Source organism: Lentzea sp. HUAS TT2 (genome assembly GCF_051853195.1).
In the GTDB taxonomy this organism is placed as follows: Bacteria; Actinomycetota; Actinomycetes; order Mycobacteriales; family Pseudonocardiaceae; genus Lentzea.
In genome coordinates, this window is record NZ_CP196667.1 from 8,786,688 (window position 1) to 8,798,402 (window position 11,715).

At 69.8% G+C, this 11,715-nt stretch carries 12 protein-coding genes; 6 read left to right on the forward strand and 6 right to left on the reverse strand.

Annotated elements, in window-relative coordinates; all coding sequences use genetic code 11:
- Nucleotides 1-66 precede the first annotated feature (66 nt).
- From ACSHWB_RS41635 to ACSHWB_RS41650, 4 genes are read right to left on the reverse strand one after another with little or no spacing between them, the layout of a single operon-like run.
- Nucleotides 67-2,418 carry a bifunctional salicylyl-CoA 5-hydroxylase/oxidoreductase gene (locus ACSHWB_RS41635; RefSeq protein WP_439658825.1) on the reverse strand — a complete coding sequence of 784 codons (2,352 nt, stop codon included), beginning with the start codon at nt 2,416-2,418 and terminating at the stop codon, nt 67-69.
- A complete protein-coding gene (locus tag ACSHWB_RS41640; protein WP_439658826.1) occupies nt 2,415-3,998 on the reverse strand; it encodes an AMP-binding protein in 1,584 nt (527 codons plus the stop codon). The genes ACSHWB_RS41635 and ACSHWB_RS41640 overlap by 4 nt, the downstream gene beginning before the upstream one ends.
- Nucleotides 3,999-4,023: 25 nt before the next feature.
- Nucleotides 4,024-4,923, reverse strand: a complete 900-nt coding sequence (locus tag ACSHWB_RS41645) for an acyl-CoA thioesterase (RefSeq protein ID WP_439658827.1) — start codon at nt 4,921-4,923, stop codon at nt 4,024-4,026.
- A complete protein-coding gene (locus ACSHWB_RS41650) occupies nt 4,920-5,402 on the reverse strand; it encodes a cupin domain-containing protein (protein ID WP_439658828.1) in 483 nt (160 codons plus the stop codon). The genes ACSHWB_RS41645 and ACSHWB_RS41650 overlap by 4 nt, the downstream gene beginning before the upstream one ends.
- A 40-nt stretch (nt 5,403-5,442) precedes the next feature.
- Between ACSHWB_RS41650 and ACSHWB_RS41655 the strand changes: the two genes are divergently transcribed.
- From ACSHWB_RS41655 to ACSHWB_RS41665, 3 genes are read left to right on the forward strand one after another with little or no spacing between them, the layout of a single operon-like run.
- Nucleotides 5,443-5,859, forward strand: a complete 417-nt coding sequence (locus ACSHWB_RS41655) for a RidA family protein (protein WP_439658829.1) — start codon at nt 5,443-5,445, stop codon at nt 5,857-5,859.
- A 59-nt stretch (nt 5,860-5,918) separates the two neighbouring features.
- On the forward strand, nt 5,919-6,767 hold the full coding sequence (locus ACSHWB_RS41660; protein WP_439658830.1) for a fumarylacetoacetate hydrolase family protein: 849 nt from the start codon (nt 5,919-5,921) through the stop codon (nt 6,765-6,767).
- A 45-nt stretch (nt 6,768-6,812) separates the two neighbouring features.
- Nucleotides 6,813-7,637: a PaaX family transcriptional regulator gene (locus ACSHWB_RS41665; protein WP_439658831.1), complete on the forward strand. Its 825-nt coding sequence runs from the start codon at nt 6,813-6,815 to the stop codon at nt 7,635-7,637.
- Here ACSHWB_RS41665 and ACSHWB_RS41670 read toward each other — a convergent pair.
- On the reverse strand, nt 7,634-8,158 hold the full coding sequence (locus ACSHWB_RS41670; protein ID WP_439658832.1) for a M15 family metallopeptidase: 525 nt from the start codon (nt 8,156-8,158) through the stop codon (nt 7,634-7,636). The two genes, ACSHWB_RS41665 and ACSHWB_RS41670, sit on opposite strands and share 4 nt — an antisense overlap.
- Before the next feature lie 89 nt (nt 8,159-8,247).
- On the opposite strand from ACSHWB_RS41670, the gene ACSHWB_RS41675 reads away from it, so the two are divergent.
- Both ACSHWB_RS41675 and ACSHWB_RS41680 read left to right on the forward strand, forming a co-directional pair.
- Nucleotides 8,248-8,592 carry a hypothetical protein gene (locus ACSHWB_RS41675; protein ID WP_439658833.1) on the forward strand — a complete coding sequence of 115 codons (345 nt, stop codon included), beginning with the start codon at nt 8,248-8,250 and terminating at the stop codon, nt 8,590-8,592.
- Between the two features lie 14 nt (nt 8,593-8,606).
- The gene (locus ACSHWB_RS41680; protein ID WP_439664765.1) at nt 8,607-9,092 is read left to right on the forward strand and encodes a glutathione peroxidase; all 486 of its coding nucleotides are present in this window, start codon (nt 8,607-8,609) and stop codon (nt 9,090-9,092) included.
- On the opposite strand, the gene ACSHWB_RS41685 is transcribed toward ACSHWB_RS41680, so the two are convergent.
- The gene (locus ACSHWB_RS41685; protein WP_439658834.1) at nt 9,089-10,390 is read right to left on the reverse strand and encodes an MFS transporter; all 1,302 of its coding nucleotides are present in this window, start codon (nt 10,388-10,390) and stop codon (nt 9,089-9,091) included. The two genes, ACSHWB_RS41680 and ACSHWB_RS41685, sit on opposite strands and share 4 nt — an antisense overlap.
- A 159-nt stretch (nt 10,391-10,549) precedes the next feature.
- Between ACSHWB_RS41685 and ACSHWB_RS41690 the strand changes: the two genes are divergently transcribed.
- Nucleotides 10,550-11,662 (forward strand): carboxylesterase family protein, encoded by a 1,113-nt coding sequence (locus ACSHWB_RS41690; RefSeq protein WP_439658835.1) that lies wholly within the window; start codon nt 10,550-10,552, stop codon nt 11,660-11,662.
- The last annotated feature ends 53 nt before the right edge of the window (nt 11,663-11,715 follow it).

An 11,715-nucleotide genomic window follows, 5' to 3' on the forward strand; every position in this document is an offset into this window, starting at 1 on the left:
ATGTGACCGAGCAACGGATTCCAATTCATAGCCGAATGAAGTTTCACCTGAACGCCACCGAAACGCCTATCGGAGAAGCGAATGGGCCCGCTGCGGGGTCCAGCGCAGGTGCACGTTCCGGTCCGGCGGGTCCGCGCGCAGCAGGGACAACCGCGGCCGGACGGCGTCGGTGCGGGCAGACGGTGGCTTGCGGCTGCCCGCCCGGAACTGGACAGGCCACTCCGCACCCCGGTACTCCTGCTCGGCCGCCGCGTGCAGCGTCCAGTGCGGGTCGTACAGGTGCGTGCGGCCGATCGCGCACAGGTCGGCACGGCCCGCGAGCAGGATCGAGTTGACGTCGTCGTAGGAGGCGATGGCACCGACCGCGATGACGGCGGCGCCGGTGACCTCGTGGCGGATCCGGTCCGCGAACGGGGTCTGGTAGCTGCGGCCGTACGCCGGGCGTTCGTCCGCCGTGACCTGACCGGTGGACACGTCGATCGCATCAGCGCCGTGGGCGACGAACGCGCGGGCGATCTCCACGGCGTCGTGCTCGGTGTTGCCGCCGTCGACCCAGTCGGTCGCGGAGATGCGCACGATCATCGGGCGCTCGGCCGGCCAGACCGCTCGAACGGCGTCGAACACCTCCAGCGGGTACCTCAGCCGGTTCTCCAGCGAGCCGCCGTACTCGTCGGTCCGCTGGTTGGCGACCGGCGAGAGGAACGAGGACAGCAGGTAGCCGTGCGCGCAGTGCAGTTCGAGCAGGTCGAAGCCCGCTTCGGCACCGCGCCGGGCCGCCGCCACGAACTCGGCGGTGACCCTTTCGCGGTCGACCTCGGACGGAACAGGCGATCCAGGGCCGTAGGGCAGCGGCGACGGGCCGACGACGTCCCAGCCGCCCTCGGGCAGCGGTTCGTCCATGCCCTCCCACATCAGGCGTGTGGAACCCTTGCGGCCGGAGTGGCCGAGCTGCAGGCCGATCCGGGCGGTGCTCCGCTCGTGCGCGAACGACACGATCCGCGCCCACGAGTCGCGTTGCTCGTCGGTCCACAGACCGGTGCAGCCCGGCGTGATCCGGCCCTCCGGCGAGACGCAGACCATCTCGGTCATGACCAGTCCCGCCCCGCCCATGGCTTTCGAGCCCAGGTGGACGAGGTGGAAGTCGCCGGGCACGCCGTCGGCCGCGGAGTACATGTCCATCGCCGAGACGATCACGCGGTTCTTGAGCTCCAGCTGCCCCAGCCGGAACGGCTGGAACATCGCCGGTGCCGTGGTCTCGAGCCCCTGGGAGGCGGCGAAGGCGGCGTCGACGCGGTCGGCGAACTCCGAGTCGCGGGTGCGGAGGTTGTCGTAGGTGATCCGGCGCGACCGCGTGAGCAGGTTGAAGCAGAACCGGGTCGGCTCCTGGTCCGCGTACATGCCGATGTTCTCGAACCACTCCAGGGACGCCTGCGCGGCTCGTTGCGTCGACTCCACGACCGGGCGGCGTTCGGTCTCGTAGGCCGTCAGCGCGGTCTCGACGTCACGGTGTTCGTGCAGGCACGCGGCGAGCGCCAGCGAGTCCTCCATCGCCAGCTTGGTGCCCGAGCCGATCGAGAAGTGCGCGGTGTGCGCGGCGTCGCCGACGAGGACCAGGTTGCCGTGGTGCCAGCGTTCGTTGCGCACGGTGGTGAAGCTGAGCCACTTCGAGTTGTTGGCGAATACCTCGTGGCCGGCCAATTCCTCCGCGAACAGCTCGCGGATCCGCTGGACGGCGGGTTCGTCCGAGACACCCGGCGCGAACTCCTGGCCGGTGTCGAAACCGGCGCGGCGCCAGACGTCCTCGTGCATCTCGACGATGAACGTGGAACCCGTGTCGGAGTAGGGATAACCGTGGACCTGCATGGTTCCCCAGGGCGTGTCCTTGATGAAGAACTGGAACGCCTCGAAGACCAGGTCCGTGCCGAGCCACATGTACTTGTTGCGGCGCGGGTCCACAGTGGAGCGGAAGACGTCCGCGGAGGACTGCCGCACCAGGGAGTTGACGCCGTCCGCGCCGACCACGAGGTCGTGCGATTCCCGAAGGACGTCGACGGCGGGCGCGGGCGTCGAGAAGTGCACGACCACGCCGAGGTCGCGGCACCGTTGCTGGAGCAGGCCGAGCAGCTCCTTGCGGCTCATCGCGGCGAACCCCTGACCGCCGACGGTGTGGCTCTCGCCGCGGTAGTGGATGTCGATGTCCGTCCACCGGGCGAACCGGCGGGACATGGCGTCGGCGAACTCCGGGTCGGCGTTCTCGATCCCGCCGAGCGTCTCGTCGGAGAACACCACGCCGAAGCCGAACGTCACGTCGGCGGCGTCGCGTTCCCAGATGGTGACGTCGTGCGAGGGGTCGAGCTGCTTCATCAGCGCGGCGAGGTAGAGCCCACCGGGGCCGCCCCCGACGATGGCCACCTTCATGTCAGCACCTCGTCCTCGACGATCTTGCGGAGTGTGAAGCGCTGCAGCTTGCCGCTGGCGTTGCGCGGCAACGACGTGCGGAACCGCACCTCGCGCGGGTACTTGTACGGCGCGATGGTCCGCTTCACGTGGTCCTGGATCTCGCGTGCCTTCGCCTCGTCGCCCAGCGCGCCGTCGCGCAGCACCACGAAGGCGCAGACGACCGAGCCGCGTTCGTCGTCGGGCTTGGCCACGACGGCGGACTCCAGCACGTCCGGGTGGGTGTCGATGGCCTCCTCCACCTCGGGACCGCCGATGTTGTACCCGGATGACACGATCATGTGGTCGCTGCGGGCGTGGTAGTGGAAGTAGCCGTCCTCGTCGCGGTGGAAGACGTCACCGGTGACGTTCCAGCCGCTCACCACGTAGTCCTTCTGCCGCTCGTCGTCGAGGTAGCGGCAGCCGACGGGGCCGATCACGCCGAGCCGCCCTGGCTCGCCGACGCCGAGCTCCTCGCCGTCGGGGCCGAGCACGGTGGCGCGGTATCCCGGCACCGGCCTGCCGGTGGAGCCGGGCCGGATGTCGTCACCGGCGGCGGAGATGAAGATGTGCAACAACTCCGTGGCACCGATGCCGTCGATCACCCGCAGCCCGAGCCGGTCGCGCAGTCGTTGCCAGGTCTCCTGCGGGATGTGCTCGCCGGCCGACACCGCGGTCCGCAGCCCGGCGAGTTTCCCCTCCACGCCTTCACGCAGGATCGCCTTGTACGCCGTGGGTGCCGTCGCGAGGACCGTGACCCCGTGCTCCTGCACCAGATCCGCGAGCTGGAGCGGTGTCGCCGCCTCCGTCAGGAACGCACAGGCACCGGCCCGCAACGGGAACACGACGAGCATGCCCAGGCCGAACGTGAAGGCGAACGGGGCCGTGCACGCGACGAGGTCGTCCTCGTTGAGCCGCAGCACATGACGCCCGAAGGTGTTGTCGATGGACAGCACGTCGCGGTGGAAGTGCACGGTGATCTTCGGGGTGCCGGTGCTGCCGGACGTGGGCGCCAGCAACGCCACGTCGTCGGCGGCGGTGTCCACGGCCGTGAACTGCCCCGACTTGGTCGCGGCGAGCACCTGGAGGTCGTCGTAGCTCACCACGGTCAGCGGCAGCTCCCGGGCGTCGTCGGTGAACCGCTGGTCCACCAACGCGATCGACGGACGGGTGCGTTCGACGATCGGCGCGAGCTCACGGGCCCGCAACGCCGCCATGGTCGTCACCACGACACCACCCGCCTTGAGGACGCCGAGCCACGCGGCCACGGTCCACGGGTTGTTGGGCGAGCGGAGCAGGACACGTTGCCCCACAGCGAGACCGAGGTCCTCGGTCAGCACCTGGGCCACCTGGTTGGCACGGGTCAGCAGCTCGCCGTAGGACCACGTCTCCCCCGCCGGCGTGCGCAGTGCCGGGCGGTCGGGGCCGAACCTCGACACCGGGACGTCGATGAGCTCGGTGGCGGCGTTGAGCCTCGCCGGGTACTCCAGCTCCGGCGTCGTGAACTCGATGACGGGCCACAGCGCCGCGGGAGGTAAGTGGTCGCGAGCGAAGGTGTCCATGGTGAAGTCCTTCCCGGGCGGCGGGTCAGGAAGCGCGGATCATGCCCTCCTGGGCAACGGTGGCGAGGTGGAGACCTTCGCGGGTGAAGAAGCGGCCGTGCCCGAGGCCCCGGCCCGCGTCCGCGGCGACGGCCTCCTGCACGTACAGCAGCCAGTCGTCGATCGGACCCTCGCGGTGGAACCACATGGCGTGGTCGAGGCTCGCGGTGACGAGTCCCGGCCGCGCCCACGGCAGGTCGAGCACGCGCAGGACGGGCTCCAGGATCGTGTAGTCGCAGACGTAGGCCAGCGCGGCCAGGTCCCGTTGCGCGTCGGTCAGCCCGTCGACCGGCCGCAACGGGTCGAACGGCTTGATCCACACGGCCTGGTGCGGCACCTTCTCGCCCTCGACCGCGAGGTAGACGGGGCCGGGCACGTGCCGCATGTCGAAGCTGCGGCCGCCGGACCAGTAGGCCTTCGACTCCTCGGTCATCGAACCGCCGGTGCGTCCGGCGAGGAAGTCCGCCGAGCTGGTCAGCTCTTCCGGACCGGGCAGGTCGTCGGTGAACTCGGCGCGGAAGCTGCCGCTCGGCTCGCCCGCGGCGAAGTTCGCGAGGCAGACGTAGAGGGGCTTGCCGTTCTGGTAACCGCGGACCTGCCGGGTGCTGTAGCCGCGGCCGTCGCGCAGCAGCTCGACCTCGTAGCGCACCTGGGCACCGATGTCGGCCGGGCGCAGGAAGTAGCTGTGCATCGAGTGCAGCGTCTTGCCGTCGGTGACCGAGCGCATGGCTGCGGCCGCGGCGGCGGCGACCAGGTCCCCGCCGTACGCCTTGGGCCACGGGCAGGGCTGGGTGACGGCGGTGAAGGCGAGGTCGAAGTGCTCGGGCTCGGCCTTCTCCAGCGCGATGGCCTCGGTGAAGACCGCCGACGTCAGCACCGGGGTCATCGGGTCAGCCAGTCGCGCAGTTCGGCGTCCGGGACGTCGTCGAGGTTCACGACGATGTTCTCCGGCGTGCGCGTGGTCATCCAGGTGAGCGGGTTGTTGCGGTCGAGGTTGCACTCGATGTGCGGCATGAAGGGCGGCACGAACACCCAGTCGCCCTCCTCCATGTCGAGGTAGTCCTCGAACCTCTCGCCGAAGTAGATCCTGGCCCGGCCGGACAGCACGTACCCGCCGGTCTCGGCCTCACCGTGGTGGTGGGAGACCGAGCGGTAGCCGGGTTCGTTGGTGACCTTGCCGAACCACAGCCTCGTGGCCGGGGTGTGCTGGATGCTCACGCCCGAGACCCGGATCGCGCCACCGGAGTTCGCGGTGTCCGGGTTCTCGGCGCCGCCGCGCGTCACGACCGGCGCGACCAGGCCGCTGGGCAGCCGGTACATCGAGTTGTCGCCTTCGAGCCGGTACTTGCTGAGGTCGGGCTCCATATATCGCATTCTTCACCGTCGTCAGATATTGTCAATACGCATGAGGCCCGTAGCAGTGAACCCGGCCAGCCTGCCCGCCCCGAGCGGGTACTCCCACGGAACGCTCGCCGGCAACACCCTCCACCTGGGAGGACAGACCGCTCTCGACGCCGACATGAAGATCGTTCCCGGCGGCATCGTCGAGCAGTTCCGGCAGGCGTTCGGCAACGTGCTGACGACGTTGCGTGCGGCCGGCGGCGAGCCGGAAGACCTGGTCAGCATCACGATCTTCCTCACCGACATCCCGGACTACCAGGCGCACGGCAGGGAGATCGGCAAGGTGTGGCGCGAGCTCGCCGGACCCGTCTACCCGGCCATGGCGGGCATCGGCTGCACCGCGCTGTGGCAGCCGGAGGCGCTGATCGAGATCCTCGGCGTCGCGGTGATCCCGGACGAGCGGCTGGTCAGGCCCAGCTGAATCGATAGCGATTTCATGATCTACGAAACATGAACGCCATATCGGAGGAGGGTTCGCGGGTGAGGCTGGCTTCTGTGACCGTCGGCGGCGTGCGCCGTGGCGGTGTCGTGGACGGTGAGTCGATCGCGCTGTTGTCGTGCATGGTCGACGACGTCGTGCGCGGTGCCCCGGTCGAGACCGCCGAGGTCCTGCCGTTGTCCGAGGTGCGGCTGGAGTCGCCGCTGCACCGCTTCAACCGCGACGTCCTGTGCACGGGCTGGAACTACTGGGACCACTTCGAGGAGTCGAAGGGCAAGCGCGAGGGCCAGGAAGTGGAACGGCCGCTGCGCCCCACCTTCTTCACCAAGGGCCCGGACACGGTCATCGGCCCGTCCGACGACATCGCCTACGACCCCGGGCTGTCGCAGAAGTGGGACTACGAGGCCGAGATCGCGATGGTCATCGGACGCGACGGCCGGTCGATCCCCGAGGAGAAGGCGCTGGACCACGTGTTCGGCTTCCTCGTCGCCAACGACGTCTCGCAGCGCGACCTCCAACGCGCGCACGGCGGCCAGTGGCTCAAGGGCAAGAGCCTCGACGCCACGATGCCGCTCGGCCCGTGGCTGACCACGATCGACTCGGTGGACGACCTCGCCGGCATGCGGGTGCAGTGCGAGGTCAACGGCGTGCTGCTGCAGGACGCGACCAGCGCGCAGATGGCGTTCTCGTTCGCCCAGATCATCGCCGAGCTCAGCCACGGCATGACCCTGCGCGCCGGGGACGTGATCCTGACCGGCACCCCCAGCGGCGTCGGCAACGCGCGCGAACCACAGCTGTTCCTGCGCGACGGCGACGTCGTCGTGACGCGGGTCAGCGGGCTGGGCGAGCTGCGCAACACCGTCACGCTGACCGATCTCGGCGCGCGTTAAGCTCGGCCGATCAAGGTGAGGAGCAGGGCACTGAACGTCGCGGACATGACCGTGGAAGCCGCTGCTCCCGCCGGGCGCGACCGGCTCGGCCCGCTCATCATCACGATCTTCGGCCTCTACGCCCGCGGCGAGCACAACTGGCTGTCCGTGGCGTCCGTCGTGCAGCTCATGGCCGACCTCGGCGTGGAGGGCCAGGCCGCGCGCTCGTCGATCTCCCGCCTCAAGCGCCGGGGCGTCGTCCGGGCCGAACGCCGAGACGGCGCCGGTTACGCCCTGGCCGAGACCACGCTGGAGACGCTGGCCGAGGGCGACACCCGGATCTTCGAACGCCGCCGCGCCACCGCCGAGGACGGCTGGCTCGTGGTCGTGTTCTCCGTGCCCGAGTCCGAACGCGAGAAGCGCCACGCGTTGCGCACCTGCCTGACCCAGCTCGGCTTCGGCACCACGGCACCCGGCGTTTGGGTCGCTCCCGGCAACCTCGCCACCGAGACCCGCCGCACCCTCGAACGCCGTGGCCTGTCCGAGTACGTGGACATCTTCACGGGCCAGCACTTCGCGTTCGGTGACCTGCGCTCGAAGGTGCGCGCCTGGTGGGACCTCGACGAGCTGACCGACCTGTACGCCGACTTCCTGCGCCGCCACCGCCCGGTCCTGGACGCCGGCATCACGTCACCGGAACAGGCCTTCCAGACCTACGTACCGATGCTGACGGCGTGGCGGCGTCTCCCGTACAGCGATCCGGGCCTCCCCCTGTCGCTGCTGCCGCCCGGCTGGAACGGCGTGACCGCGGAGGCCCTGTTCGAGCAGCTCAACACCACTCTGAGCGCACCGGCCCGCGAGCACGCCCTGGCCGTGATCCACGGTCGTTAGGCCACGGACTGCGGCTGCGGGCACTGGCCACCGGGCGTCGTCAGCAGCTCGAAGTGCCACATCTCGTTGGCGTAGGCCTGGCACAACCCGTAGTCCGCGCCGTGCTGGATGAGCCAGTCATCGGCGTTCGTCGGACCGATGTCGATCGCCTTGCCCGTCACGTGCGCCGACTTGTCCGGCGGGTGCACCCACCGCCGGGCCTCCTCCTCGCTGCGGTACAGCTCGACGGCCTCGTCCAGCAGCCGCTGCTGGTACTCGGCGCTGCGCCAGCCCGACGTCACCCGCAGCTCCACGCCCGCCGCCTTCGCGTCCACCGCCGCCTTGCGCATCGCGGCGAGCAGCGCGGGGTCGAGGTTCGCGATGGCGGCGTGCTGGTCGTCGTCCAGCGAGATGGTCTCGTTCTTCGGGATGCCGCCGTCGCCGGTCGTCCGCACCGGTGCGTTCATCGACTGCGGTCCCGCGGGTGTGCACCCCGTCACCATCACGAGCAGGAGCGCCGTCCAGATTCCTTTACCAGCCACGACTTCAAGACTTCAGGAGCGATGTCGCCGGACGGCCAGCGGAACGTGCGCGTTGTGTAATGAACCGTCGACTGAGTAGAACGGTGATCATGACGTCACGGATCACCGTCTGCCGGGGTTGCTGCTGCGGCACCGAGCGCAAGCACCCCGAGGTCGACCACGACCGCCAGCTCGAAGTGCTGCGCGAGGGACTCGGCTCCGTGAAGGTCGCCGACTGCCTGGACGCGTGCGAGGTGTCGAACGTGGTCGTCGTGCAGCCCAGCCGTGCCGCCCGCGCCGCGGGGGCCAGACCGGTGTGGGTCGGGTCGGTGCTGGACGACGAGGCGGTGCGGGGCGTGATCGACTGGGTGGACGCGGGCGGGCCGGGGCTGGCCACCCCTCCTCCGGAGGTCTCCGCCCGGATCGTGCCCGCCCCCAGCCCCAAGAAGACATGAACTACGTTGGTGACATGGAGATCTACGACATCCCGGTCCACACTCTCGCGGGCGAGCCCGGTGACCTGAGCGCGCTGCGGGGCAAGGTGGCGCTCGTCGTCAACGTCGCGTCGCGCTGCGGCCTCACCCCGCAGTACGCGGGCCTGGAGCGGTTGCAGGAGAAGTACGGGACCGAAGGTTTCTCCGTGGTCGGCTTCCCGTGCAACCAGTTCATGGGCCAGGAGCCGGGCACGTCCGAGGAGATCGCCACGTTCTGCTCGGCCACGTACGGGGTGTCGTTCCCCCTGTTCGAGAAGATCGAGGTCAACGGGCCGGACCAGCACCCGGTCTACCAGGAGCTGACGAAGCACGCCGACGCCGAGGGCACCGCCGGTGACGTGCAGTGGAACTTCGAGAAGTTCCTCGTCTCGCGCGACGGCCAGGTGCTCGCCCGGTTCCGCCCGCGCACCGAGCCAGAGGACGCCTCGATCACCGAGGCGATCGAGGCAGCCCTCCGCTAGGCGGCAACAGGAGCGTCGGCCCTCCTGGCGACCGGCACCGTGCGGAACGCGAGCACCGCGGCGAGCAGGCTCACCGCGCACACCGCCGTGATGTAGGCGCTGACACCCGTCGTGGTGCCGGTGTCGTTCAGGATCGCGGTCGAGACCAGCGGGGCGAGACCGCCGCCGAGCAGGGCCGCGAGCTGCAGCAGCAGCGACGAGCCGGAGTAGCGCACGTTCGCCGGGAAGGTGTCGGCGACGATCGCCCCCTGCACGCAGTGGGTGACGGGGATGATCAGGCCCATGCCGAGCAGGGCCGGCACGATCACGGCCGTGCTCTTCGTGTTGAGCAATGGGAAGAACGCGGCCGCCCACACCAGCAACGCCACCGAGCCCCACAGGAACATCCCGCGCCGGCCGCGACGGTCGGCAATGGACGTCCACAGTGGAATCGTGCAGAGCCACAGCACCGCCGAGAGCGTCACGGTGATCAGCAGGAACTGCCGGTTCAGGCCCAGTTGCGCGGTGCCGTAGGAAAGACTGAAGACCAGGAACAGGTAGGCCACCGCGGAGTTCGCGATGCTGAGCACCAGCGTCAGCACCAACCGGCCGGCGCCGACGGACAGCGCCTCCTTCAACGGGAAGCGCACGATCTCCTGCCGCTCCACAGCCTTCGCGAACGACGGCGTCTCCGTCACGCGCATGCGGATCACCAGGCCGACCACGACCAGCGCCGCACTCAACAGGAACGGGATCCGCCAGCCCCACGACGTGAACGCGGCTGCGGGCAGCACCGTGCTGGTGACCAGGAAGACCGTGTTGGCCAGCACCAGTCCCGCGGGCGTGCCCATCTGCGGGAAGCCCGCGTAGCGGTTGCGCTGGTCGGACGGCGCGTGTTCGAGGGCCATCAGGTTCGCGCCCGCGTTCTCACCGCCGAGGCCGATGCCCTGCACCACCCGCAGCGCGACCAGCAGGATCGGCGCCCACACGCCGATGGTGGCGAAGCCGGGCAGCAGACCGATCAGGGTCGAGCCGATCCCCATCAGCACCAGGGACACCACGAGTGTCATCTTGCGGCCGATGCGGTCGCCGTAGTGACCGAAGACCAGTCCGCCCAACGGCCGCGCGATGAACCCGACGGCGAACGTGCTGAACGCGGCGAGCGTGCCCGCGGCGGGCGAGAGCGACGGGAAGAACTGCTTGTTGAAGATCAGCGCGGAAGCGGTGCCGTACAAGAAGAAGTCGTACCACTCGAGCGTCGCGCCGGTGAGTGTCGCGAGCGCGACCTTCCGTTGCGACGTGGCGGCTCGTTCACCCATGTTGGCCTGCCCGGGTCGGTTGACGGTGTAGGCCGAAAGCGTGACCTGGGTCGCAGGACCGCACAAATGCCGAACCCCTCGGCAGCCATGCCCGCACGGCTATACCGGCAGCCTGAATCCGCATTTGCGATGCATGGCGGCGGGCCTGACCGTGTACACGTGACAGTCCGCATCGGTCCCATCCGCTACGCCACCGCGACGCGCTTCGACACTCCCGTGCGCTCCCTCACCGCGGCGTCGAGCGGCCAGATCTGCCCGCAGCCGCGTTCACGCCTGGACGCCGTCATGGGCCCGCCGCACGACACCCCGCCGCAGGGCGAGGACTGTCTGAACCTCTCGATCACCACCCCGGCGCTGGACGGCTGCCGGCCGGTGCTCGTCTGGCTGCACGGCGGCGGTTTCAGCAGCGGGGCCGGCCTGCTGGACTGGTACGACGGGTCGTCGCTGGCCGCGGAGGGCGACGTCGTCGTGGTCAGCGTCAACTATCGCCTGGGGGCACTGGGTTTCCTCGTCGCGGACGGCGTGAGCGACGGTTACCTCGGGCTGCTCGACCAGGTCGAGGCGCTGCGGTGGGTCCGCGACAACATCGCCCGGTTCGGCGGGGACCCGGCCGCCGTCACGGTGTTCGGGCAGTCCGCCGGCGCCATGTCCATCGAGCTGCTGCTGGACCATCCCGAACGGCTGTTCCGGCGCGCCGTCCTGCAGAGCCCGCCGCACGGTGTCGCCCCACTCGCCCGCGCCGAGGCCGCCGCGACGGGTGCGGAGTTCTCCCGCCTGCTCGGAGGTGACCTGTTCTCCCGCTCCCCCGCCGAGATCCTGGCCGCCCAGGCCGCCGTCGTGGCACGCCACACCGGGGTGGCGATGCCGTTCCGGCCGGTCGCGACGCCGTGGGACCGATCGGACTTGACCGGTGTCGAGATCGTTCACGGGTGGAACGCCGACGAGATGACGGCGTTCGGCGGACAAGGCGAGGGACTGTTCGCGGACCACGGTTTCGCGGACCGCCTCCGCGCACGCGGCGCACACGTGCACACGTACCACAACGCTTGGCGCCCAGCCGGATCCGCCTTCGGGGCGACGCACTGCGTCGAGCTGCCGCTGTTGCTGGGCTCCGCGCGGGCGTGGGCCGGGTCGCCCGTGCTCGGCGACATGCGTTGGGAGGACGTCGATCGGCTGGGACGGGAGCTGCGGGGCTCCTGGATCTCCTTTGCCAGGAACGGGATCCCCGGCGCTCTCGACTCGCTGCCCGTCACCTGGTCCGCTTCGGCATAGGGCACACCGGCAGTTTCGGGCCGGGCACTACCTCAACGACCGTCGGCTGGTGA

Coding starts and splice junctions, on each gene's coding strand:
- ACSHWB_RS41640 (WP_439658826.1), bottom strand. CDS start 3,998: ATGGACACCTTCGCTCGCGACCACTTACCTCCCGCGGCGCTGTGGCCC.
- ACSHWB_RS41675 (WP_439658833.1), top strand. CDS start 8,248: ATGACGTCACGGATCACCGTCTGCCGGGGTTGCTGCTGCGGCACCGAG.
- ACSHWB_RS41650 (WP_439658828.1), bottom strand. CDS start 5,402: ATGGAGCCCGACCTCAGCAAGTACCGGCTCGAAGGCGACAACTCGATG.
- ACSHWB_RS41685 (WP_439658834.1), bottom strand. CDS start 10,390: ATGGGTGAACGAGCCGCCACGTCGCAACGGAAGGTCGCGCTCGCGACA.
- ACSHWB_RS41665 (WP_439658831.1), top strand. CDS start 6,813: ATGACCGTGGAAGCCGCTGCTCCCGCCGGGCGCGACCGGCTCGGCCCG.
- ACSHWB_RS41680 (WP_439664765.1), top strand. CDS start 8,607: ATGGAGATCTACGACATCCCGGTCCACACTCTCGCGGGCGAGCCCGGT.
- ACSHWB_RS41635 (WP_439658825.1), bottom strand. CDS start 2,418: ATGAAGGTGGCCATCGTCGGGGGCGGCCCCGGTGGGCTCTACCTCGCC.
- ACSHWB_RS41645 (WP_439658827.1), bottom strand. CDS start 4,923: ATGACCCCGGTGCTGACGTCGGCGGTCTTCACCGAGGCCATCGCGCTG.
- ACSHWB_RS41655 (WP_439658829.1), top strand. CDS start 5,443: ATGAGGCCCGTAGCAGTGAACCCGGCCAGCCTGCCCGCCCCGAGCGGG.